Raw genomic sequence first — 22,163 nt, 5'->3', positions numbered from 1 at the left:
GGGATTGACTCGTGGTGCGTGCGCCAGCTCCCTTGGAGCCTGCGCACATGGAACGGATGCGGGGCATCCGTTGGGAGGAGGGACTCGGAATGACCAGGTCAGACGAGAGCCGATGCTGGCACGTTTGCCGGCTGTGCTGCAGAGTTCGCAGCCACGCGATTGGCCTTACGGGCAGCGAGCATACGTCCGAGCGGAGTGCTTCCATTGCCGAGCGCGGCGGTGACACGGTCGAGGAAGATCGCCAAGATGACCACGGCGAGACCGGCCTCGAAACCGAGGGCGACGTCGAGACGCGACAGCGCCGCCACAATCTCACCGCCGAGAGCACCGGCGCCGACCATGCCGGCGATGACGACCATCGAGAGCGACAGCATGATGACCTGGTTGATGCCGGCCATGATCGTCGGCGTTGCCAGCGGAAGCTGAATCTGCCTGAGGATACGCCACGGGCTCGCGCCGAAGGCCTGGCCGGCCTCGACGACCTCCTTGTCGACCCCGCGGATGCCGAGTTCGGTGAGCCGCACACCGGGTGCCATGGCAAAGATGATGGTCGCCACGATGCCGGGAACCTCGCCGACCCGAAACAGAATGAGGGCCGGAACCAGGTAGACGAAGGCCGGCATAGTCTGCAGAAAGTCCAGCATCGGCCGGATGGCACTCGAGGCGACCGAAGATTTGGCCGCGAGAATACCGAGCGGAACACTCAGCCCGATGGCGATGATGCTTGCCACGAGAACCAGGGCGAGGGTCAACATCGCGTTTTCCCACTGATTGACACCGAGAATGAGGCCGAGGCCGATCACTGTTCCCACGGCGAACTTCCAGCCGCGGACGGCGAAGCCGATGGCCGCCGCGATCGCGATGATGACGTAAAACGGCGGCGCGACGAGCACGAAGGCTACGCCTCCGAAGGCACCGTCAACAATCAGGCGAATGAAATCAAAAACAAACCCGAAGGTAACCGTGATCCATTCGATAAAGGATTCGATCAAGGTGCCGAGGGGAATACGGAAGTCGTTCACGCTTCGGCTCCGTCCAGCGCGGTGTCGCGCAAAATATCGGTAATAACGTTGACCGCAATAGTCGCCGGCGGGTGGATCACCGGCAGTTCACCAGTGCTCGTGGTGACGTTGCCAATTGCAGCGAGCAGGGTGACGCGCGGAATGACTCCGAGCAAGCGACTCTTCGAGTCGACGACTGCGATGGGCAGGTCGCTGCCGACGGAAGGCTCGACGAGATCGACAAGGGCAGTATCGGGCGCAACTGTGGTGGCATCGTCTCGAATAATTGTTCGAAGGTCGGCGTCCCCGACCTTGACCATTTTGAGCACGTCGCGGTCGCGCACGATTCCGGCGAAACTGCGGTCGCGGTTGAGCACGAAAACAACGGATGTCTGGAGGTCTCGCATCGTGCGGAGCGCGGCTCGCGGGCCAGCCGTTTTGGTGACGACAGCCCGAACCGGTTCCATGACGGTCGTCGCGGTGAGCACGCGCGCCCGGTCGACATCCTGCACGAACTGGGCGACGTAGTCGTTGGCCGGGTCGGTCAGGATCTCTTCCGGCGTGCCGATCTGCACGATGCGGCCGTCACGCATGACGGCGATTCGGTCGCCCAGGAACATGGCCTCGTTGAGGTCGTGGGTGATGAAAATGATGGTCTTGCCGAGCGCGGCCTGCAGCTCGATGAGCTGCTCTTGCATCTCACGGCGAATGAGCGGGTCGAGGGCCGAGAAGGCTTCGTCCATGAGCAGCACGTCGGTGTCGGCGGCGAGGGCTCGTCCGAGGCCCACTCGCTGCTGCATTCCGCCCGACAACTCGGACGGCAGGTTGTCGGCCCAACCAGCGAGACCGACGAGGTCGATGATCGTCTGGGCCTTGGCGAGGCGTTTTGCTCGCCCCATGCCCTGAATCTCCAGGCCGTAGGCCACGTTGTCGATCACGGTGCGGTGTGGCAGCAGGGCGAAGTGCTGGAAGACCATGGAAATGCTCTTGCGGCGCACGTCGCGCAATTCCTTGGCCGACACGTCGGTGATGTCGGTGCCGCCAACGGTGACGGTGCCGGAGGTGGTCTCCCACAGGCCGTTGAGCATGCGGATGAGAGTCGATTTGCCCGAGCCGGACAGGCCCATGACGACGAAGATCTCGCCCCTCTTGACCTCGAAGGAAGCGTCGATGACGGCGGCCACTCCGAGGGAAGAGATTTCGGCGCGGCTCTTGCCGGCCTTGAGCTTCTTGACGATTTCATGCGGACGACGTCCGAATGCTTTGTAGAGGTGATCTGCCTTGACGGCTATGGTTTCTGAACTCTCGGTCACGCGTTCTCCGGTGCACGCCGAACGTAGCCGATTTCACGGCTGACACTGGGGCGTGCTCTCTTGTCGGACGGGTTGGCGCCAAGCGGCCCAAACGCGATAGTCAACGCGGGCTGGAGCAATCATGGGATCGCATCCGTCGGTGCCGCACCATACGAAGGCGGCCGTTCCATCTCAAATGGTGGCTACGTCTGCGCGTCCTGGTGAAGGGTTGTAAGACCGTCTACAATCCTAACACACCCCGGTTTCGGTTGCCCGAAAGGGCAGAAAAAAAAGGGGGTGCCGCCCGGGAGGATTCTTCCGGACGACACCCTTAGCGCGAGTCTAATACTCGCCTTTTCGACTCAAACGCGTTCCAATACCCGGGATTGCGCGGCCTTCTCTTCGGTGCGCTGGGTGTCGGCGACGCTGACGTGACCGTGGGTGAGCATGGTGCGTTCGTCAAACGGTTCGAGCTTGTCCAGCACGCGATCGACCTGCACCCGGTCCATTTCTTTGGTCCAGGAACCAATCATGACGGTCGCGACCGCGTTGCCGGTGAAGTTGGTCAGCGCGCGGGCCTCGGACATGAAGCGGTCGATGCCGACGATAAAGCCGACGCCGCCGACCAGTTGCGGGGCGTGCGCCTGCAGTCCGGCGGCCAGGGTGGCCAGGCCAGCACCGGATACTCCGGCGGCTCCCTTGCTCGCGATAATCATGAACACAAGCAGGCCGATTTGCTCGCCGAGCGCGAGCGGCTGGCCGAGCGCATTGGCAATGAACAGCGACGCCATGGTGAGGTAGATGGCGGTGCCGTCGAGGTTGAACGAGTAGCCGGTGGGCACGGTGACGCCGACAACGGGCTTGGAGACGCCGAGGTGTTCCATCTTGGCAATCAGGCGCGGCAGGGCTGCTTCCGACGACGAAGTCGAGACGATGAGCAGGTATTCCCGGCCGAGGTAGCGCATGAGCTTGAAAATGTTCACGCCGGTGACGAGTTTGAGCAGGCCGCCAAGAATGACCACGATAAAGAGGATGCAGGTGATGTAGAAGGCGACCATGAGAGTGAACAGGCTGATCACGGCCTGAATGCCGGTGGCACCGACGACCGCCGCGATCGCGCCGAATGCGCCGATCGGGGCGAGCCACATGACCATAATGAGAATGCGAAAGACCAGGGCCTGCACGTGGGCGATGCCCTCAAGAATCGGCTTGCCGGCCGGGCCCATTCGCTGCAGCGCGAAGCCGGCGATGAGAGCCACGAGCAGCGTCTGCAGAATGTTGCCGCTGGTCAGCGACGAGAACAGAGTAGCGGGGACGATCCCGAGCAAAAAACCCTGGGTGTCGGCGGATTCGGTGGCCTTGTAGGTGGCATCCGACAGGTCGATGCCGTCGCCCGGGTGGATCATGTTGCCGACGACCAGGCCGATGCCGAGCGCGAAGGTCGACATGACCAGAAAGTAGCCGAGTGCCAGGCCGCCGATCTTGCCGACGGTGGCGGCCTTGGCGATCGAGCCGATGCCGAGAATGATGGTGCAGAAAATGATCGGCGCGATCATCATCTTGATCAGGGCGATGAACAGGTCACCGAGCGGCTTGAGCGAGACAGCGAAGCCCTTCTCGCCGCCCCAGACCAGACCAACGACGATACCGAGAATGACCGCGATAATAACGGCCATATAGAGGTAGTGCGACGAGTCGATCTTCTTCCTGGGCTTGGCGGGTTTCTTCGACTTGGTACGGGGTGATGGCGTCGATGCCATGGCAGACTCCTTTGTCTAGGCTTATCGGAGCCACTGCGGGCACCGGCTGCTGCAATGTGTTCCACACTGGTCGACACGGCTCACGGGGTCACGGTTGCGGTCATATTGTTCATGAGTCACAGAAAGGTACCTACGAATGCGCAGGGAATGGAGCATAGCCAGGCGGCTCTTTGTCGCGCACGCGCTGTTCATCGTCGTGTTGTCGGGCCTGGTCGCGACCATTCTGTTCGTCGAAGCTCGCGATCGTGGCTACGACGAGACCAGCAACCGGATGCTGGCCGTCGCCACCGCCATCGCTGACAGTCCCCTCGTGCTCGCGGCCAGCGAAGCCGCCGACCCGAGCACGATGCTGCAGCCCTACGCCCTCGAGCTGACGCAGGACGCCGGGCTCGACTTCATCACGATCATGGCCCCGGACCGCACCCGCTGGACCCATCCGAACGCGGCCGAAATCGGCCAGAACTACATCGGCGCGATCCAGCCAGCCGTGTCCGGAACGGCCTTCACCGAAATCAGCACCGGAACGCTCGGGCCATCCGTTCGTGCCGTCGTGCCGGTAACGGATGCCGGCGATACGGTTCGCGCGCTCGTCGCGGTAGGCACCACGACGACGAACATCTCGATCGCCCTGAACGCACAGCTGCCTTCGGTGCTGGGCCTGGCGCTGGCGCTGCTGGCGTCCGGGTCGGTCGGCACCTGGCTGCTTGGGCGTTATCTGCGCCGGGTCACCCTGGGCTGGGGACCGGAGCACCTCGCGCAACTGTTCGTCTACTACGACTCCGTGCTGCGCTCCGTGCGGGAGGGTCTGGTGCTGGTCGATCTGCACGGTGACCTCGTGCTCTACAACGATCAGGCGGCCACCCTGCTGGGGATTCCACCGCGCCCGGCTGCGGGAAGTTTCGAGCGACCGCAGGCTTTGACCGCCCTGAGCCTGCCGCCGAGTCTCGGAGATCTGCTGCGGAGCGGCCGCAACGCGCACGACGAGATTCATGTGACCGGCACGCGAGTACTCGTAGTGAACCAGGAGCCGGCGACCGCCTCGGGGAACGCGGGTGCCCGGGCGGAACCGATGGGGTTCGTGGCGACGATTCGCGACCACACCGATCTGCAGAACCTGGGCAGTGAGCTGCAGTCAATGCGGACCCTGTCCGATGCACTGCGAGCGCAGACCCACGAGCATTCCAACCGGCTGCACACGATCGTGTCGCTGATGGAACTCGGCCGCACCGAGCAGGCACTCGAATTCGCCACAAAAGACCTCGAATTGAGCCAGCGACTCGCCGACGAGATGGTCGGCTCGGTCGACGAACCGGTGATCAGCGCCCTGATCATGGGCAAATCGGCGCAGGCCAACGAACTGGGTATCACCCTGACCGTCACGGCGTCCGGCACGCTCGCGCAGTCCGGGCTGTCGATCCAGGACCTCGTGACGGTGCTCGGCAATCTGGTCGACAACGCGCTCGATGCGGCGGCGGGCGGCGACGACCCACGCCGCGTATCTGTCACGGTGTCGTCGACCGAGCAGGCCGTCGTGATCGAGGTGGCCGACAGCGGTGCCGGTGTGGCACTCGATGTCATCGATGAGGTGCTGCGGCTGGGATTCAGCACCAAGGGCACTGGGCCGGTCGGCGGCCGCGGCCTCGGTTTGGCTTTGGTGCGCCAGGCGGTCACGCGCCTCGGTGGCACACTCACCATCGGGCGTCGCGAGGGTGCCGNCACGGTGACGATTCCGGCGATTGCTCTGCCCGCAGCGCCTCTGCCCGCAGCAGCAGACACCACGGCCGCACCGACACCGCCCGAAACGCTCGCCGCGGCGGTCGATCATGACTGACTCTGCACCGATTCGCGTGCTCGTCGTCGAGGACGAACCACTCGCCGCCGAGGCGCACGCCGTCTACATCGGTCGCCTGGCCGGGTTCGAGCTCGTCGCCACGGTCGGCACCGGGCAGGAGGCCTTTCGCCGGGTAGCGGCCGCTGCCTCGGCCGGCACCCCGATCGACCTCGTGCTGATGGACATGAACCTGCCGGACAGCCACGGGCTCAACGTGAGCCGGCGCATCCGTTCGGCCGGTCTGGCCACGGATATCATCGCCATCACCGCGGTGCGCGACCTCGACAATGTGCGCGGGGCGATCGCGGCCGGCGTCGTGCAGTACCTGATCAAGCCGTTCACCTACTCGACCTTCGCTGCGAAATTGTCTAGTTACCGGGACTTTCGTGCGGAACTGAACGCGCACGCATCCGTTGTGACGCAGTCGGCGGTTGATAACGCGTTCGCGAGCCTGCGCGCGCCGACCGATATTCCGCTTCCGAAGGGCCTGGCCGATTCGACGCTGAATCCGCTGGTCACCTACTTGCAGGCCCAGACCGCGCCGGTCTCGGCGAGTGAGCTGATGGAGCCGCTGGGGCTCTCCCGGGTGACCGCGCGCCGCTACCTGGAATATCTCGCCAACACCGGTCTCGTGCTGCGCGCGCCGCGCTACGGCACGCCCGGGCGGCCGGAGAATGAGTACAGCTGGAAGCGTGGTCGTTAGCGGTTCGTGAAATTCGGTGACCGCTTTTCGATGAAGGCGGCCATGCCCTCGCTCTGATCTTCAGTCGCGAACACCGAATGAAACAGGCGACGTTCCAAGTGGATGCCGCCGCTCAGCATCGATTCGTACGCCGCGTTGACGACCTCCTTGGCGAGCATCGCGATCGGTGCCGATTTGGCCGCGATCTCCGTGGCGCTCGCGAGGGCATCGGCCAGCAGGTCGGCGGCGGGCACGATGCGGGCGACGAGACCGGCCCGTTCGGCTTCGACGGCGTCGATAGTACGGCCGGTGAGGATCATCTCCATCGCCTTGGCCTTGCCGACGGCGCGCGTCAGGCGCTGGGATCCGCCCATGCCGGGTATGACGCCGAGCTTGATCTCGGGCTGGCCGAACGTCGCGGTGTCGGAGGCGATAATGAAATCGCAGATCAGGGCGAGTTCGCAGCCGCCACCGAGGGCGTGGCCGGAAACAGCGGCGATGACCGGGGTGCGCACGGCGGCGAGCTTGTCCCAACCGGCGAACCAGTCTTGGAGGTACATATCCATGTAGCTCATCGATGCCATCTCCTTGATGTCGGCGCCGGCCGCGAAGGCCCGCTCCGAACCGGTGATGATGATCGCGCCGATCGAGGGGTCGGTGTCGAGCCGGGTGGCGGCACCGACGACGTCCTGCATGGTGTGGAAGTTGAGGGCGTTCAGTGCCTTCGGGCGGTTTAGCGTGATCACGCCGACCCGGCCGTGGCGCTCGAGCAGGATGTTTTCGTAGGTGTCGGCGTCGGTCAGAGTTTCGGTCTGGGTTGTGTCGCTCATACGGTGGCCTTCCGTTCGGTGTTCTGGCGGAGTTCGCCGGTCGTGTGGATTTCGCCGGTCATGCCGGGCTCGACGCTCGTGCTTGGCTGCACGCTCGTTTCGGGCTCGGCGGGAACGTGTACGCGTGGCAGGCGCAGCTCGCGCTCCCCCAACGGCGCGAAGTGCGCCTGCACATCGGTGCCGGACACGGCGTCCAGGCTGCTCGGCTGCCAGTTCGGGTTGCGGTCCTTGTCGATAACCTGGGCGCGAATGCCCTCGACCACATCGTGGCCGGCCACCATGCGCAGGGAGACTCGGTATTCCTGCTCGAGCACCGCTTCGAGGCTGTCGAGTTCACGGGCGCGGCGGAGGGCTTCGAGGGTGACCGTGAGCGCGGTGGGCGACTTGGCCAGAATGGCCATGGCGGCGTCGCGGGCCGCAGCAACGGGAGAGTTCTGCAGCCGATCGATGATCCCGGGCAGGCTGTTGCCGACGTAGCACTCGTCGATCCAGGTGCGCTCGGCCAGCAGCGGGGCCGCGGGCACCGTCGACTCGGCGTACTCGGCGATGGCCGCGGGAACGGGCATCCGTTTGAGGGCCTCGACCAGGGAATCGAGCCGGGTCGAGTCGACGAAACTGTCGGCGAGCCCGAGCGCGATCGCGTCGGAACCGGTCATGATCGCGGCGGTAAGGGCGAGATGGGTGCCGAGCTCGCCGGGGGTGCGCGAGTAGAGGTAGGTACCGCCGACGTCGGGCACGAAACCGATGGTGGTCTCCGGCATGCCGAGTCGGGTGCGTTCGGTCACGACGCGGTGTGAGGCGTGGCCGGAGAGGCCGACTCCCCCACCGAGCACGATGCGGTCCATCAGGGCGACGAAGGGTTTGGGGTACCGCTTGATCTGCGCGTTCAGGGTGTATTCATCGGCCCAGAACCGGGCATTCTCGTCTGGATCGGTGCGGGCGTCGCGGTAGATCGAGACGATGTCGCCGCCGGCGCACAGGGCGCGGTCGCCGCTGCCGGTGAGCAGCACGGTCTGCACGGTCTCGTCGTCAGCCCAGTCGGTGAGCGCTGCGGCGATACTGCGGATCATGTCGTGCGTGAGGGCATTCAGGGCCTTGGGCCGGTTCAGGATGATGCGGGCCAGCGATCCGTCCCGCTGCAGCAGCACCTCGCCGCTCAATTCCGCACTCGACGCGTCGCTGGACTGGGCTGTGGACAACTCGGTGTGGGACAAACGTGACCTCTCCGCGACAATGCGGCCGGTTCCTGCACGAACCCGGACTCTGGCCACAGTCTAGAGCCTGCCCCATCGAAGCCCTCCCACACACCACCCGCGACTAGACCCGATTGAGCGCAAGTGAGAGCGGAGATCTTGGTGCTTCAGCGATCGTGAAGCAGCAAAATCTCCGCTCTCGCGGGAGCCTAGTGGGCGACCTGACGACGACGAATCACGAGCGCGCCACCCACTGCGAGCAGCAGCAGAGCTGCGAGGCCGATCGGGGCACCAGCGAAGCCGGTCGAGGCGAGCGCCTCGGCCGCATCAAAGGACAAATAGGTCACCGTTCCGGAGGCACTGACGGTGAAGTAGGCCACGCGAGTGATCGCGGTACCATCTGCGGCAATACCACTCAGGGTGACCGTGTGCACTCCGGCCGCGAGACCGGCTGGCATCACACCGGTGCCAGAGAAGGCACCGCTGGAGTTGGCAGATCCGAACGCGATCGTGACCGGGGTTGAGCGTACGACTAGGTCATAGGCGGAATCCGGAAGCAAACCGGCACCCGACACGGTGATCTCTGAGCCGTCGACGACGTCTCCGACGGCGAAGCCAAGATCGAAGCCTAGGGTGGGCACAACTGTCGGCACAACCGTCGGCTCGACCGTCGGCTCGACCGTGGGCTCGACCGTCGGCTCGACCGTGGGCACTGGCCCAGCGCCGACGAAGCCGAACAATTTCGCACCAGCGGTCTCGATCCAGTCGTCCTCATCGAGGCTGCCATCGTTCTCCGAGTACAGCATCACGTACCGCCCAGTGGTCGCCGCGAAGTCATAAGTCGTGACGGCCGTGTTGGTCACCGGTCCAGTACCGGTCTGAGCCGGCCCGTCCGCCACCGGTCCCGAGGCGACGCTGGTCCACGAGCCGTCGCTCTGAGTCGGCCAGGTCTCTGAATCGGCACTGCTCACGAAAAGCTGCGCACGTGTCGTCTGGCCGTCGGAACCCTTCATCTGATAGACCTCGAGTGAGCTGAACGTCGACTCCTGACCGAGGTCCAGAACAACGAATCCGACCGAATTCTGTCCGTTCATTTCCCACGTCAATCCTGTATCCGACGAGAACTGGGTGAGAACTCCCCTGGATCCGGTCGTGGGTGACGGATCGCAGAGGATCACGACCACGTTCCAATACTCTGAGCAGTCCGCATCTTCCCCGGTGACTTCTTCGTCCACGGCGGGACCTGAATAGACCCAAGCGCCGTTGTCGAAGTTCTCGCCGACGATACCCATCAAACCCGCCGAATTCTTCACACTGGCCCCGGGCAGCAGGTTCGTCTCGTCCGTTGCGAACGACGGGGAGACCCCGGTTAAGCCGAGAACCATGGTTGCAAGCGCAGCGACCGCGAGGCCGGCAATGACAGGCTTGCGCACGCTTCGCCGGGAAAATAGGTTTTTCACAATCACAGATTCCTCGTTCGTAGGGAAAGAGTGGAACTGATGTCCGATTTCCACTGACGGAATCTGCCACCTCGCGGAAATTTACCAGTAAATGTACCCATAATGGGTGTTTTTTCTTAAAGTGGCCGCGAGCCCTAAACGCCATTCCATCCCCTCGACGACTGGTGCGAGCGACGCAGTGCCTGGCGCACGCCCGAACGGCCCGTGACCACGAGCCAGCTTGAGTTTTGTCTATGGTGCACTAGACTGAAGTGTCTTTAGCTAACTCGACTATTACTAGCTGAGAGGGCGGTTCTCGAGAAACGCATCGTGCTGCTTGCAAAGACAAACAATGTTGAGTGGCTTCCGGCGAGTGGAACAAAGCACGACAAGTTCACGTTCAATGGAGTCGTGATCATGATCCCCGCCATCGAGACGTGATCTCGGACAGCGCGGCGAAATGCTCGCCGCGAAAATTCTGAAGGACTTCAGCAAGCCCTCAGTAAGTAGTTGAGGAATAACGATTGGACATCGGCAATGGACACCTATGCAGCTACGGTCCGCCGCGACGGACGTTTTTGGTACATCGAAATCCCCGCTCTGGAAGGTGCGACTCAGGCGCGCTCGTTGTCAGAAGTGGAGGAAATGACGCGTGACTACATCGCATCTTTCCTGGAGGTTGCGGAAGACAGCTTTGAGATGGATATCTCGGTGGAACTCCCCGCGGCCGTTCAGGAACATGTCGCGGCGGTCCACCTTGCTCGCCACGCTGAAGCTATGGCGCGATCGAGGGCTGCGGCAGAGTGGTCCGCCGCCGCTCGTGAACTTCGCAACCAGGGGCTCACCGTTCGGGACATTGGTCTGGCGCTCCACATTTCACATCAAAGGGCACAGCAGCTCGTTAGCCAATAAGTCCCGCCACAGCTCTGAACGGCTCATCGCCGACCTCGCCCGCCTCGCAAATTGCCATGCACAAAGAAGCAGCCAAGACGGCATTACGGAGCCAGCGGCTGTTACGGCGCGAGCGATCACCTGGTTAGTTTGTCGAGTTCGCCCACCTCTCCGTGACGGCCCACATCTAGTGCCCTATCACGGCTTCACGAGCTAAGTCGGGATAACGAATCTGCTACCCCGAGTTAGTGACAGGATTCCCTAGCTTCACCAAAGAACTCAGCCTCGATATCGTCGTCCACCAGCGCCGCGTCGTTCGCCATCGTCGCATCCCAGAACCGCTCGAACTCCTCGTATGGAATGCGGTTACGGTTGCCGACCTTCACTACATGGATCTCGCCAGCCTTGATTTTCCGCGAGATCGTCGACCGAGAGACCCCCAACGCTGCGGCGACCTGATCGGGCGTCAACATCCGCTGCTTTGATGTAAGCGTCACCGAGGCGCCCTCGGCGGCGGCCCGCTGTACGTAGGCGGCAACCTGCTCCAGCCAGGCCGGGCGCGGGTCGCTGTCGCGAGTGTTCGAGCGTACGTCCTCGGGATTGACCGTCAAGTGTGCCAGTGACATGATCACATCATAGTTGCTCTGCACACTCCGTCCAGAGCAAGTGTGCACAGCAATTCTCCTCCGCGCCGCGTGCACGGCCAGCGACGCCTCGGGGTCTCGCGGCATGTGACTCAGAAGGTGGCACGTGTTCAAACTAGAGCGGGGAGCGCAAACCCGACAATCAGGCCCCGAAACGGGCAGAAAAAACCCCGCCGCACTGTGAGACAGTAACGACGGGGTTTGATGGTGCACCCCCCCGGACTTGAACCGGGAACCCACTGATTAAGAGTCAGTTGCTCTGCCAATTGAGCTAGAGGTGCATGTCAAACAGCGGAACTATCCGCGGCAACGTGTAACCCTAACACCCCAGGAGGGCATGATGCCAATCGAGGCCGAAAAGCGGCGGTGACCGGCATCCGTTCGTGAAATTACTATCCTTGAGACCGTGACCGAACCGCAAAACTACGCCCTTTCCGACGACCTACAGCTGGCTCTTGCCCTCGCCGATGCTGCCGACGTGATCTCCCGTGCCCGCTTCACAGCGCTCGATCTCGTCGTGACGACCAAACCCGACCGCACCCCGGTGACGGATGCCGACCGGGCGGTCGAGCGCGCCATCCGCGACCGGCTGGCCAAAGAGCGCCCCGATGACGGCATTCTCGGCGAGGAATTCGGCACGGCCGGATCAACCACGCGCCAGTGGATCATCGACCCCATCGACGGCACTGCCGGGTTCCTCCGCGGCATCCCGATCTGGGCCACCCTCATCGCGCTCGCCATCGACGGCGTCCCCGTGCTCGGCGTGGTCAGCGCCCCCGCCCTCGGTAAACGCTGGTGGGCCGCAACCGGCAGCGGCGCCTGGTCAACTAGTACGACCGCCGACAGCAGCAGCAGCAGCAGCAAAGCGGATGCCGCCCCCACCCGCCTACGCGTCTCCGGCATCGCAACCCTCGCCGAAGCATCCATCAGCTACGGCAGCCTGCAGCAGTGGGATCAGGCCGGGCACCTCGACGAGCTCGTCACGCTTTCGCGCCAGGTCTGGCGCACTCGCGCCTACGGCGACATGTGGTCGTACATGCTGCTCGCCGAGGGGCACCTCGACGTGGCCGGCGAATTCGACCTGCAGCCCTACGACATGGCCGCCCTGGCCCCGATCGTGCAGGAAGCCGGCGGCATCTTCACCTCGATCGACGGCCAGCCAGGACCGTGGCACGGCAGCGCCCTGGCCACGAACGGCCTGCTGCACGCGGCAACCCTCGCCGTGCTGAACCCGGCCTGAGGGCGCCGAAACTAGACTCCGGCACCCGGATCGTCGGGATTCACACCGTTGCGGGCGTTGCGCGCATCGAGGCGGCGCTGCCGCCAAGCCCGGGGGTTGAGCAGCAGAATCGGCTTGGGGATGCGCAGCGCGTACCCGGTCGGAAGAATCCAGCCGTAGCGTTTGGCCAGCAGTGACAGCGCGGCGCCGCTGAGAATCGCGACTCCGGTGCCGATCGCGACGAATCCGAGCTTGCTCAGGATGACCATTTCGGTGCTCGCGAGCAGCGCGCTCGTGGCGTAGAGCGTGTTTCCGCCGAAGATCGTCGGCACCTTGAGCAGCAGAATGTCCCGCACCATGCCGCCGCCGACGGCCGTGATAATGCCGAGCAAAATCGCCGGGAGCCAGCCGAGACCGGCCTCGAGCGCCTTCTGCGCCCCGACCGCCGACCAGCAGCCCACGGCGAGCGCGTCGAGCAGCAGCAGCACGCGGCGAGTCCAGCGACCGTTGAAGGTCACGAAGTAGGCGATGACCCCGCCGAGGATGGCGCAGATCAGGTAGGCCGGGTCGAGCAGTGCGGCCGGCGTGCCCTGCTGCAGCAGCGTGTCGCGAATCATGCCGCCGCCAAGCCCGCTCATGATCGCGAGCACCACGAAGCCGACAATGTCGAGGCGTGCGGTGCGCGCGGCGACGCCGCCGAGAATGGCATTGGCGAGCACGCCCGCCAGGTCCACGAAGCGGATTATCTCAAACAGCGTCTCCGACTCAGTGTTCACTTGCCCCATTCTCTCCTACTCTCGGGGCGCGAGCCGCGCACCTACAGTTAGGGAATGAGGATCACTGCTTTTTCCGACGTGTGCCTGCGGGTCGTCATGCTGCTGGCAGCGGCGCCGGAGAGCATCACGTACACCTCACGGGTCGTCGCCACCGAGGTCGGCACGCCCTACAACCACGTCACCAAGGCCATCATGCGGCTCCGCGAGCTGGGCTTGGTCGAGGTCATCCGGGGACGCACCGGCGGCGTGCGCATCAGCACGCTCGGCCGCGAAGCCACCGTCGGGGCTCTCCTGCGCCAGCTCGATACCCGCACCGATCTGGCAGCGTGCGACTCGCCCGATGGCCCCTGCCCATTATTGAGCGGATGCGGCCTCCGCGGCGCCCTGCGCCGGGCACGGGAATCCTTCTACCGCGAGCTCGACGGCATCGTCATCACGGCTCTGCCACACGGAAAACCTAATGGACCGGTTCTGGTCGAACTCGGTCTGGTGCGGTAGGACTAAAGTCCCTAATTTCTACAACTTGTAGAAAACATCCGTTTAATTGGTATATCAAATGCTACTTTTGACGCAGACCCCACGAACGGGTGTCGCCACGCAGAAGGAGTATTCATGCTCTCGCCCCAGTCTCTCCCCTTCATCGAAGCCACCCTGCCGCTCGTCGGCGAGCGGATGCCCCAGATCGCGAAGAACTTTTACCACCGCATGCTCACCATTCACCCCGAACTGTTCGACGGGCTGTTCAGCCGCTCCAACCAGAGGAACGGCACGCAGCAGCAGGCCCTCGCCGGCAGCATCGCCGTCTTCGCGACCCACCTCGTGCAGAACCCTGATACCACGCCGGAGGCCATGCTCTCCCGCATCGCCCACAAGCACGTCTCCCTTTCTATTACGCCCGAGCAGTACGACGTCGTCTACAAGTACCTGTTCGAGGCCATCGCCGACGAACTCAGCGACGTCATCACCGCCGACATCGCCGCCGCCTGGACCGAGGTCTACTGGTTGATGGCTCACGCCCTGATCAAGATGGAGAAGGGCCTCTACGCCGGACTCGCCAGCGACAAGCCGCTCGCCCCCTGGATCGTTGTGAAAAAAGAAGCTGCCGGAACCGACGCCGTCACGTTCACCCTTGAACCGGCCGACGACACTCCCGTGACGCCCGCCCTGCCGGGCCAGTACGTCAGCGTCACCGCCGTCATGCCCGACGGTATCCGCCAGGTGCGTCAGTATTCGCTCTCGGCCGGCACGTCCACGACCCGCGTCTTCACCACCAAGCTCGACGCCGACGGCGAAGTCTCCCCCGTGCTGCACCGCGACGTACAGGTCGGTGACACGCTCATCCTCTCCGTGCCCTGTGGCGACATCACCCTCGATGCGGGCACCGGCCCGTTGGTCCTGGCCTCAGCCGGAATCGGCTGCACGCCCAGCGCCTCGATTCTGCGTTCTCTGGTAGACACCGGCTCAAAGCGTGAGGTGCTCGTACTGCATGCCGAGAGCAACCTCGAGCGCTGGGCGCTGCGCGACCAGATGAACGAAGACGTCGCCCTGCTGGAGGCGGCCGAACTCGAACTCTGGCTGGAGATCCCGAGTGAGGGCCACCACGAGGGCTTCATGTCGCTGGCGAACGTGACGATCCCGGAGGACGCCTCGGTGTATCTCTGCGGTCCGCTCCCGTTTATGCAGAGCCTCCGCTCCCAGGCGCTAAAGTCCGGCGTTCCGGCCGACCGCATCCACTACGAGATCTTCGGCCCCGACCTCTGGCTCGCGGGCGTCTGACCTCGGCAGCCTGGCGCGGGTCCCGCGCTAGGCTGAATCGTGGATACTAACGGCGGCATCGAGACAGAACTCAAGTTTGACGTCGACGAAACGGCGCTGCTGCCCCGGTTGTACGACCTTCCCGGGGTGCAGACGGTTGCCGCGCCGGTCACCCACGATCTTCAGGCCGTCTATTTCGACACGGCCGATCTTGTGCTCACCGCCCAGCACGTCACCCTGCGTCGCCGCATCGGCGGCGACGACGCCGGGTGGCACCTGAAACTGCCGCTGGATGCCGGGCGTCGGCGCGAAATTCACGCACCGCTGGGCAAGCACGTACTCGTTTTTAATGGGCACAGCGAAGCGGATGCCGTCCCCGATTCGCTCGCCCAACTCGTGCGGTTTCACGTGCGTGACTCCCCGCTCGTTCCCGTGGCCCGGCTGAACACCGAGCGGGTGGTGCATGCCCTGATCGGCCTGGGCGGCGAGACCCTCGCGGTGCTCTGCGACGACCACGTTCAGGCCGAGCGTCTCACCCCCGATCCGGCAACGACGGCCTGGCGTGAATGGGAGCTCGAACTCGTCGATGGTCCGGACGCCCTGCTCGACGCCGGGGAGTCCATGCTCGCGGCGAGCGGCATCCACTTGTCGCTGCACGCGTCAAAGCTGGCCCGCGCCCTCGGCGACCGGTTTCCCGAGCGTCCGGACGCTGCGCCCCGGCGGCCCCGGTCTTCGGGGTGGGCCGGCGACGTTTTGGTGTTGAACCTGCACGAACAGTACGAGGTGCTGCGCGCCCAGGATCCCCAGGTACGGCAGGCCACAGCCGGAAGCGTGCACGCCCTGCGCGTCGCCACTCGGCGGCTGCGCTCGGTTCTCGCCACCTATCACTCCCTGCTCGATGCGACCGTGGTGCCGCACCTGCGCAGCGAACTCGCCTGGCTCGGGGCCGTTCTGGGCGGCTCCCGCGACGAAGAGGTGATACAGCGCCGCCTCACAGGCCACCTCGACCGCGAACCCGAGGGGCTGCTGCTCGGCCCGATTCGCGAGCGTCTCGGCAGTCGCGCGGATACTGACACCGACGCGGCGCATCACGCGCTCCTGATTGCCCTCAACAGCCACCGCTACTTTCGGCTGCTCGATGCCCTCGCGGCGCTCGTGACCTCACCGCCGTTCACCGCCGTGGCCAGGCAGGAAGCACGCACGGTCGTGCCGGCACTGATCAATAAGGAATGGAAGAAACTGCGCCGCGCGGTGCGAACCGCCACGAAAACCGTGCCGGGCGCCGAGCGCGACCTCGCCCTGCACGAGGTGCGCAAGCGGGCCAAGCGGCTGCGCTATGCGGCTGAGACGGCGCATCCGCTCAGCCGCAAGCGCGCCGCCACGGTCAGTGCCTTCGCCCAGAAACTTCAAACCATTCTCGGCAACCAGCACGACAGCGTCATCGCCCGCGAGCGCCTGCTCAAGCGCGGCGCGGTCGACGCCTACCTGCGCGGCGAGAACACCTTCAGCTACGGCCGCCTGCACGCCCTCGAGCAGCAGAAGGCAGCCGTAGCCGAGTCGAAGTTTTGGCAGGAGTGGAAGAACCGCCCGTGATTACTCGGGCGCGGACGAAGCGGTTAACCTTGGGCAACCGCAAGCCGCCACTTTGCCGCCAAGAGTCACGCAGCATCCGCAACTGGGCTAAGCTCACTGCCGCCACCTTAGGAAAGCAGGGTTCATGACTGTTACACCCCTCATCTGGGTCATCACCATCGTTGTCATCCTGGCTTTGCTCGCCTTCGACTACTTCTTTCATATTCGCAAGGCGCACGTTCCCTCGCTGAAGGAAGCCGCTGTGTGGTCCTCCATCTACGTCGGCCTGGCCATCCTCTTCGGCATCCTGGTCTTGGTCTTCGGCGGCAGCACGATGGGGTCGGAATATTTCGCCGGCTACATCACGGAGAAGGCGCTGTCCGTTGACAACCTGTTTGTCTTCCTGATCATCATGGCGAGCTTCCGGGTTCCCCGCGAAGACCAGCAGAAAGTGTTGCTGTTCGGCATCGTCTTCTCCCTGATTGCCCGCACCGGGTTCATCTTTCTGGGCGCGGCGCTGATCAATTCCTTCGCCTGGGTGTTCTACATCTTCGGCCTGATTCTGCTGATCACCGCGGGCAATCTGCTCAAGCCCGAAGCACACGGCGATAATCAGGCGGATAATTTCATGATCCGCCTGGCCAAGCGGAGCTTTCACACCACCGACCACTACGACGGCGACAAGCTGTTCACCATGCACGAGGGAAAGAAGGCCCTCACTCCCATGCTGTTGGTCATGGTGGCAATCGGCGGTACGGACATCCTGTTCGCGCTGGACTCCATTCCCGCGATCTTCGGGCTGACCCAGAACGTCTACATTGTCTTCACAGCGACCGCGTTCTCGCTGATGGGACTGCGCCAGCTGTACTTCCTGATCGACGGGCTCCTGGACCGGCTGATTTACCTCTCCTACGGCCTGGCGTTCGTCTTGGCGTTCATCGGCGTCAAGCTGGTGCTCCACGCGCTCCACGAGAACAATCTGCCGTTCATCAACGGTGGTGTACCGGTCCCGGTCGTGGAAATCAGCACGGGGCTGTCCCTGAGCGTCATCATCGGAGCGCTCACGATCACCGTCGTGGCCTCGCTGTTGAGTAAGGCGGGCAAAGCCCAGACCGCCATCAACAACGCGCGCCGCCACGCGGTCAGCTACCTCGATCTGGATTACACCGCTGATCTGGCCGAGCGCGAGCGGATCTACCGAATGCTGACCGCGGAAGAAGAACAGGTCCTGGCCATGGACCTGAAATACCGCGACAAGGCCAAGGACATCAACCGCATCCGAGAGCAGGTAGCTGAGGCGCATCGGCAGCATGACGAGTATCTGGCCCGGTAGAGCGCGCCGGAACGCCTAACTTCGCCGAGGTCGTTATTGACAGCGGGTGGGCGCGGGGAGCAAGCTGTGGCACACAATGGTGTCGCGCAATGATGCGTGGGGCCAAGGAACCTTCTTTCGTGAGGAGAAGCCCGTGCAGATTCCGGCTCCGTTCGATTATGTTCGTGCCAGTTCGGTCGAAAATGCCCTGGCCCTGCTCGATCGTCACGGGCCCGAGTCCCGGGTGGTCGCCGGCGGTCACAGCCTGCTGCCCATGATGAAACTGCGTCTGGCCCGGCCGGACTGGCTCATCGACATCAACGACCTGTTCGAGCTCGACTACTTGCTGATTGACAGAGTGCTCGTTGATCAGCACGTGCTGCGCATCGGCGCCATGACCCGGCACACGACGCTGCTCGAATCCGACGACGTCCAGCGCCTGTTCCCCATCGTCACCGACGCCGAACGGGTCATCGCCGACCCGATCGTGCGCAACCGCGGCACCATCGGCGGTTCGCTCTGCCAGGCCGACCCGGCCGAAGATCTCTCCACGGTGTGCCACGTGCTCGAAGCGGTCGCCGTCGTGCGCGGGCCGGCCGGTGAGCGGATGCTGTCGATGGCCGAATTCCATCGCGGCCCGTACGAGACCGCGGTGGCCCAGAACGAACTGCTGATCGAGGTGCGCGTGCCGATTCGGGAGCGCTCCGGCAGCGCCTACGAAAAGGTCGAACGACGAGTCGGAGACTGGGCCGTCGCCGCGGCCGGCGCTTCGGTCAGCCTCGCGTCCGACGGCACGATCGGCCAGGTGGCCGTCGGCCTCACCGCGGTCGGACTCGACCGCAATGTAACCGAGGTCGAAGCCGTGCTGGTCGGCCAGGCTCCGACCGAGGAGCTATTCACGGAGGCCGGGCGCTTGGCCTCCATCGCCTGCGACCCCCTCACCGACCAGCGCGGAGCGGTCGACTACAAGCGGCACCTCGCCGACGAGCTGACCCGCAGGGTGCTGCGGGCGGCCTGCCGCCGCGCCGCCGCATCCGTTTCTGAGATCACGATCTAGGAGTTGAGCCCTCATGCAAATCAGCCTGACCATCAACGGCACCGATGTCACCCGCGAGATCGAACCGCGCGTACTACTCGTGCACTTCATTCGCGACGACCTGCGGCTCACCGGAACGCACTGGGGTTGCGACACCAGTAATTGCGGCACCTGCGTGGTGCTCATGGACGGCCAGCCGGTGAAATCGTGCACCGTGCTGGCCGCCATGGCCGACGGCCACACGATCACGACGGTGGAAGGACTCGCCGACGGCGCCACTCTCGACCCGGTGCAGCAGGGCTTCATGGCGGAGCACGGCCTGCAGTGCGGTTTCTGCACCCCCGGCATGATGCTCACCGCCCGCGCCCTGCTCGACCACAATCCGCACCCCGAACCGCTCGACATTCGCGAGGCTATCTCGGGACAGATCTGCCGCTGCACCGGCTACGCCACCATCGTGCGGTCGATTCAGTGGGCCGCCGAGCATCCGCTCGTTGCCGCCGTTGACACAACCGAAGATGAAGAGGTGCGCGCATGACCATCCTCGAAGACCGCCCGTCGAACCCGGCGGCCGGCGACCACGACCGGCCAATCGGCCACGGGCGTATGCAACGCAAGGAAGACCCGCGATTCGTGCGTGGCAAGGGCCACTATGTCGACGACATCGTGCTGCCCGGAATGTTGCACGGTGCGATCCTGCGCGCTCCCGTCGCCCACGCCCGGCTGGTCTCGATCGACACCACCGCGGCGCTCGCCCATCCCGGCGTGCACGCCGTCATCACCGGCAGCGACCTGCAGGCCCTCGGCCTGGCTTGGGCGCCGACCCTCTCGATGGACGTGCAGGCCGTGCTGGTCACCGACAAGGTGCGCTTCCAGGGCCAGGAGGTCGCCTTTGTCGTCGCCGACGACCGCTACGCCGCCCGCGACGCCCTCGAACTGATCCAGGTCGAGTACGACGTACTGCCGCCCGTCGTCGACGCCCGCAAGGCGATGGACCCGGGCGCTCCCGTCATTCGCGACGACCTCGAGGGCCGCACCGACAACCACATCTTCGACTGGGAAGCCGGCGACAAAGCCGAAACGGATGCCGTCTTCGCGAGCGCCGACGTCGTGGTGAAGCAGGAGATCGTCTACCCGCGGGTGCACCCGGCGCCGATGGAAACCTGCGGCGCCGTAGCTGACTTCGATGCCGTCGACGGCCGCCTCACCCTGTACGAGACGACGCAGGCGCCCCACGCCCACCGCACCCTGTTCGCGATGGTCTCCGGCATTCCCGAGCACAAGATTCGGGTGGTCTCCCCCGACATCGGCGGAGGTTTTGGCAACAAGGTCGGCATCTACCCGGGCTATATTCTCGCCGTAGTCGGCTCCATCGTCACCGGCAAACCGGTGAAATGGGTCGAGGACCGCTCCGAGAACCTCATGAGCACCTCGTTCGCCCGGGACTACATTATGCAGGGCGAGATCGCGGCGACCAAGGACGGCAAGATCCTGGCCCTGCGCACCAACGTACTCGCCGACCACGGCGCGTTCAACGCCACCGCCCAGCCCACCAAGTATCCGGCCGGGTTCTTTCACATCTTCACCGGCAGCTACGACCTTCAGGCAGCGCACTGCACCGTGACCGGCGTGTACACCAACAAGGCGCCCGGCGGCGTGGCCTACGCCTGCTCGTTCCGGGTCACCGAAGCGGTCTACCTGGTCGAGCGGATGGTCGATATCCTGGCCCGCAAGCTCGACATGGACCCGGCAGAGTTGCGCCTGAAAAACTTCATTAAGAAGGAGCAGTTTCCCTACGCCAACAAGACCGGCTGGGAGTACGACTCGGGCGATTACGAACCCACCATGCGGCTGTCGATGAAGATGGCCGGCTACGACGAACTGCGCCGCGAACAGAAGGAGAAACGCGAACGCGGTGAGCTCATGGGCATCGGCATCTCATTCTTCACCGAAACGGTCGGTGCCGGACCGCGCAAGGACATGGACATTCTCGGCCTCGGAATGGCGGACGGCGCCGAACTGCGCATCCATCCCACCGGCAAGGCCGTCGTGCGCATCTCGGTGCAAAGCCAGGGTCAGGGCCACGAAACGACGTTCGCGCAGATCGTGGCGGAGGAGATCGGCATCCCCCCGGAAGACATCGACGTTGTGCACGGTGACACCGACCAGACACCGTTCGGCCTCGGCACCTATGGCAGCCGGTCCACTCCGGTCAGCGGCGCCGCCGTGGCGCTCGTCGCCCGCAAGGTGCGGGAGAAGGCCCGGTTCATCGCCGCGGCCATGCTCGAGACCCGGCCGGAAGACCTCGAGTGGGAGAAGGGCCGCTGGTTCGTCAAGGGCGATCCGAGCGTGGGCAAGACCATGGCCGAGATCGCGATGGGCGCCCACGGCACGGTCGCGCTGCCCGAGGGTATCGACGGCAATCTCGACGCCGAGGTCACCTACGATCCGCCCAACCTCACTTTTCCGTTCGGCGCCTATATCTGCGTCGTCGACGTCGACCCGGGCACCGGCCATGTCAAGGTGCGCCGCTTCATCGCCGTCGACGACTGCGGCACCCGAATCAACCCGATGATCATCGAGGGCCAGATTCATGGTGGCCTCACCGACGGTGTCGGCATGGCACTGATGGAAATCATCGAGTTCGACGACGAGGGCAACTGCCTCGGCGGCTCGTTCATGGACTACCTCATCCCCACCGCAATGGAGGTACCCGACTGGGAGACCGGCTTCACCGTGACTCCGTCGCCGCACCACCCGATCGGAGCAAAGGGCGTTGGTGAGTCTGCCACGGTCGGGTCACCGCCGGCCGTCGTCAACGCCGTCGTGGATGCCCTCGCCCCGTTCGGCGTGGTGCACATGGACATGCCGTGCACACCATCCCGGGTTTGGGAGGCCATGCAGGGCCGCACGAGACCGCCGGTTTAGCA

Annotated in this window: 19 protein-coding genes and 1 tRNA gene; 11 read left to right on the top strand and 9 right to left on the bottom strand. The window is 64.4% G+C overall.

Going from position 1 to position 22,163, the window contains the following annotated elements; genetic code table 11:
* Positions 1 to 98: 98 nt before the first annotated feature.
* From E3T41_RS10835 to E3T41_RS10825, 3 genes are all read right to left on the bottom strand, one after another.
* A complete protein-coding gene (locus E3T41_RS10835) occupies positions 99 to 1,022 on the bottom strand; it encodes a proline/glycine betaine ABC transporter permease (protein WP_092449303.1) in 924 nt (307 codons plus the stop codon).
* Positions 1,019 to 2,314 carry a glycine betaine/L-proline ABC transporter ATP-binding protein gene (locus tag E3T41_RS10830; RefSeq protein WP_092449304.1) on the bottom strand — a complete coding sequence of 432 codons (1,296 nt, stop codon included), beginning with the start codon at positions 2,312 to 2,314 and terminating at the stop codon, positions 1,019 to 1,021. The genes E3T41_RS10835 and E3T41_RS10830 overlap by 4 nt, the downstream gene beginning before the upstream one ends.
* 341 nt (positions 2,315 to 2,655) lie before the next feature.
* Positions 2,656 to 4,053: a cation:dicarboxylate symporter family transporter gene (locus E3T41_RS10825; protein WP_092449305.1), complete on the bottom strand. Its 1,398-nt coding sequence runs from the start codon at positions 4,051 to 4,053 to the stop codon at positions 2,656 to 2,658.
* A gap of 136 nt (positions 4,054 to 4,189) precedes the next feature.
* Here E3T41_RS10825 and E3T41_RS10820 point away from each other — a divergent pair, with 136 nt between their 5' ends.
* Positions 4,190 to 5,884 carry a sensor histidine kinase gene (locus tag E3T41_RS10820; protein ID WP_134478538.1) on the top strand — a complete coding sequence of 565 codons (1,695 nt, stop codon included), beginning with the start codon at positions 4,190 to 4,192 and terminating at the stop codon, positions 5,882 to 5,884.
* Entirely contained in the window at positions 5,877 to 6,587 is a 711-nt protein-coding gene (locus E3T41_RS10815; RefSeq protein ID WP_134478536.1) for a response regulator, read from the top strand. The genes E3T41_RS10820 and E3T41_RS10815 overlap by 8 nt, the downstream gene beginning before the upstream one ends.
* On the opposite strand, the gene E3T41_RS10810 is transcribed toward E3T41_RS10815, so the two are convergent.
* The 3 genes from E3T41_RS10810 to E3T41_RS10800 form a co-directional block, all read right to left on the bottom strand.
* On the bottom strand, positions 6,584 to 7,396 hold the full coding sequence (locus tag E3T41_RS10810) for an enoyl-CoA hydratase (protein ID WP_104132634.1): 813 nt from the start codon (positions 7,394 to 7,396) through the stop codon (positions 6,584 to 6,586). The two genes, E3T41_RS10815 and E3T41_RS10810, sit on opposite strands and share 4 nt — an antisense overlap.
* On the bottom strand, positions 7,393 to 8,610 hold the full coding sequence (locus tag E3T41_RS10805; protein ID WP_241991131.1) for an enoyl-CoA hydratase/isomerase family protein: 1,218 nt from the start codon (positions 8,608 to 8,610) through the stop codon (positions 7,393 to 7,395). The genes E3T41_RS10810 and E3T41_RS10805 overlap by 4 nt, the downstream gene beginning before the upstream one ends.
* Before the next feature lie 188 nt (positions 8,611 to 8,798).
* Positions 8,799 to 10,049, bottom strand: a complete 1,251-nt coding sequence (locus E3T41_RS10800) for a hypothetical protein (protein ID WP_134478534.1) — start codon at positions 10,047 to 10,049, stop codon at positions 8,799 to 8,801.
* Between the two features lie 516 nt (positions 10,050 to 10,565).
* Between E3T41_RS10800 and E3T41_RS10795 the strand changes: the two genes are divergently transcribed.
* A complete protein-coding gene (locus E3T41_RS10795; protein WP_092449314.1) occupies positions 10,566 to 10,940 on the top strand; it encodes a hypothetical protein in 375 nt (124 codons plus the stop codon).
* 224 nt (positions 10,941 to 11,164) lie between these two features.
* On the opposite strand, the gene E3T41_RS10790 is transcribed toward E3T41_RS10795, so the two are convergent.
* Together E3T41_RS10790 and E3T41_RS10785 are read right to left on the bottom strand one after the other, a co-directional pair.
* The gene (locus E3T41_RS10790; RefSeq protein ID WP_198416412.1) at positions 11,165 to 11,545 is read right to left on the bottom strand and encodes a helix-turn-helix domain-containing protein; all 381 of its coding nucleotides are present in this window, start codon (positions 11,543 to 11,545) and stop codon (positions 11,165 to 11,167) included.
* A gap of 223 nt (positions 11,546 to 11,768) precedes the next feature.
* Positions 11,769 to 11,844, bottom strand: a tRNA-Lys gene (locus tag E3T41_RS10785).
* A 125-nt stretch (positions 11,845 to 11,969) separates the two neighbouring features.
* On the opposite strand from E3T41_RS10785, the gene E3T41_RS10780 reads away from it, so the two are divergent.
* A complete protein-coding gene (locus E3T41_RS10780) occupies positions 11,970 to 12,803 on the top strand; it encodes an inositol monophosphatase family protein (protein WP_134478533.1) in 834 nt (277 codons plus the stop codon).
* Positions 12,804 to 12,814: 11 nt separating this feature from the next.
* On the opposite strand, the gene E3T41_RS10775 is transcribed toward E3T41_RS10780, so the two are convergent.
* Positions 12,815 to 13,558: a trimeric intracellular cation channel family protein gene (locus E3T41_RS10775; protein WP_092449318.1), complete on the bottom strand. Its 744-nt coding sequence runs from the start codon at positions 13,556 to 13,558 to the stop codon at positions 12,815 to 12,817.
* A 54-nt stretch (positions 13,559 to 13,612) separates the two neighbouring features.
* Between E3T41_RS10775 and E3T41_RS10770 the strand changes: the two genes are divergently transcribed.
* The 7 genes from E3T41_RS10770 to E3T41_RS10740 all read left to right on the top strand — a co-directional run bounded on the left by E3T41_RS10770 (position 13,613) and on the right by E3T41_RS10740 (position 22,161).
* Positions 13,613 to 14,056 (top strand): Rrf2 family transcriptional regulator, encoded by a 444-nt coding sequence (locus E3T41_RS10770; RefSeq protein WP_092449320.1) that lies wholly within the window; start codon positions 13,613 to 13,615, stop codon positions 14,054 to 14,056.
* A 114-nt stretch (positions 14,057 to 14,170) separates the two neighbouring features.
* On the top strand, positions 14,171 to 15,334 hold the full coding sequence (locus E3T41_RS10765; protein WP_134478531.1) for a globin domain-containing protein: 1,164 nt from the start codon (positions 14,171 to 14,173) through the stop codon (positions 15,332 to 15,334).
* 39 nt (positions 15,335 to 15,373) lie between these two features.
* Complete coding sequence (locus E3T41_RS10760; RefSeq protein ID WP_134478529.1) at positions 15,374 to 16,906, top strand: CYTH and CHAD domain-containing protein; 1,533 nt, start codon at positions 15,374 to 15,376, stop codon at positions 16,904 to 16,906.
* A gap of 124 nt (positions 16,907 to 17,030) precedes the next feature.
* Positions 17,031 to 18,218, top strand: a complete 1,188-nt coding sequence (locus E3T41_RS10755; RefSeq protein ID WP_104132639.1) for a TerC family protein — start codon at positions 17,031 to 17,033, stop codon at positions 18,216 to 18,218.
* 76 nt (positions 18,219 to 18,294) lie between these two features.
* Positions 18,295 to 19,254 (top strand): xanthine dehydrogenase family protein subunit M, encoded by a 960-nt coding sequence (locus E3T41_RS10750; RefSeq protein WP_241991130.1) that lies wholly within the window; start codon positions 18,295 to 18,297, stop codon positions 19,252 to 19,254.
* Positions 19,255 to 19,267: 13 nt separating this feature from the next.
* Positions 19,268 to 19,771: a (2Fe-2S)-binding protein gene (locus E3T41_RS10745; protein ID WP_104132640.1), complete on the top strand. Its 504-nt coding sequence runs from the start codon at positions 19,268 to 19,270 to the stop codon at positions 19,769 to 19,771.
* Positions 19,768 to 22,161 (top strand): aerobic carbon-monoxide dehydrogenase large subunit, encoded by a 2,394-nt coding sequence (locus E3T41_RS10740; RefSeq protein ID WP_134478528.1) that lies wholly within the window; start codon positions 19,768 to 19,770, stop codon positions 22,159 to 22,161. Before E3T41_RS10745 ends, E3T41_RS10740 begins: the two co-directional genes overlap by 4 nt.
* Positions 22,162 to 22,163 lie beyond the last annotated feature (2 nt).

The sequence above is a fragment of the Cryobacterium sp. Hh38 genome, from assembly GCF_004403235.1.
Taxonomy (GTDB): domain Bacteria; phylum Actinomycetota; class Actinomycetes; order Actinomycetales; family Microbacteriaceae; genus Cryobacterium; species Cryobacterium levicorallinum.
This window is presented reverse-complemented; position numbering and strand designations above follow the sequence as displayed.

Excerpts from the sequence above, each read along its gene's own strand:
- E3T41_RS10815 (WP_134478536.1), top strand. The coding sequence starts at position 5,877 with ATGACTGACTCTGCACCGATTCGCGTGCTCGTCGTCGAGGACGAACCA.
- E3T41_RS10795 (WP_092449314.1), top strand. The coding sequence starts at position 10,566 with ATGGACACCTATGCAGCTACGGTCCGCCGCGACGGACGTTTTTGGTAC.
- E3T41_RS10755 (WP_104132639.1), top strand. The coding sequence starts at position 17,031 with ATGACTGTTACACCCCTCATCTGGGTCATCACCATCGTTGTCATCCTG.
- E3T41_RS10770 (WP_092449320.1), top strand. The coding sequence starts at position 13,613 with ATGAGGATCACTGCTTTTTCCGACGTGTGCCTGCGGGTCGTCATGCTG.
- E3T41_RS10810 (WP_104132634.1), bottom strand. The coding sequence starts at position 7,396 with ATGAGCGACACAACCCAGACCGAAACTCTGACCGACGCCGACACCTAC.
- E3T41_RS10740 (WP_134478528.1), top strand. The coding sequence starts at position 19,768 with ATGACCATCCTCGAAGACCGCCCGTCGAACCCGGCGGCCGGCGACCAC.
- E3T41_RS10765 (WP_134478531.1), top strand. The coding sequence starts at position 14,171 with ATGCTCTCGCCCCAGTCTCTCCCCTTCATCGAAGCCACCCTGCCGCTC.
- E3T41_RS10825 (WP_092449305.1), bottom strand. The coding sequence starts at position 4,053 with ATGGCATCGACGCCATCACCCCGTACCAAGTCGAAGAAACCCGCCAAG.
- E3T41_RS10750 (WP_241991130.1), top strand. The coding sequence starts at position 18,295 with ATGGTGTCGCGCAATGATGCGTGGGGCCAAGGAACCTTCTTTCGTGAG.
- E3T41_RS10745 (WP_104132640.1), top strand. The coding sequence starts at position 19,268 with ATGCAAATCAGCCTGACCATCAACGGCACCGATGTCACCCGCGAGATC.
- E3T41_RS10790 (WP_198416412.1), bottom strand. The coding sequence starts at position 11,545 with ATGTCACTGGCACACTTGACGGTCAATCCCGAGGACGTACGCTCGAAC.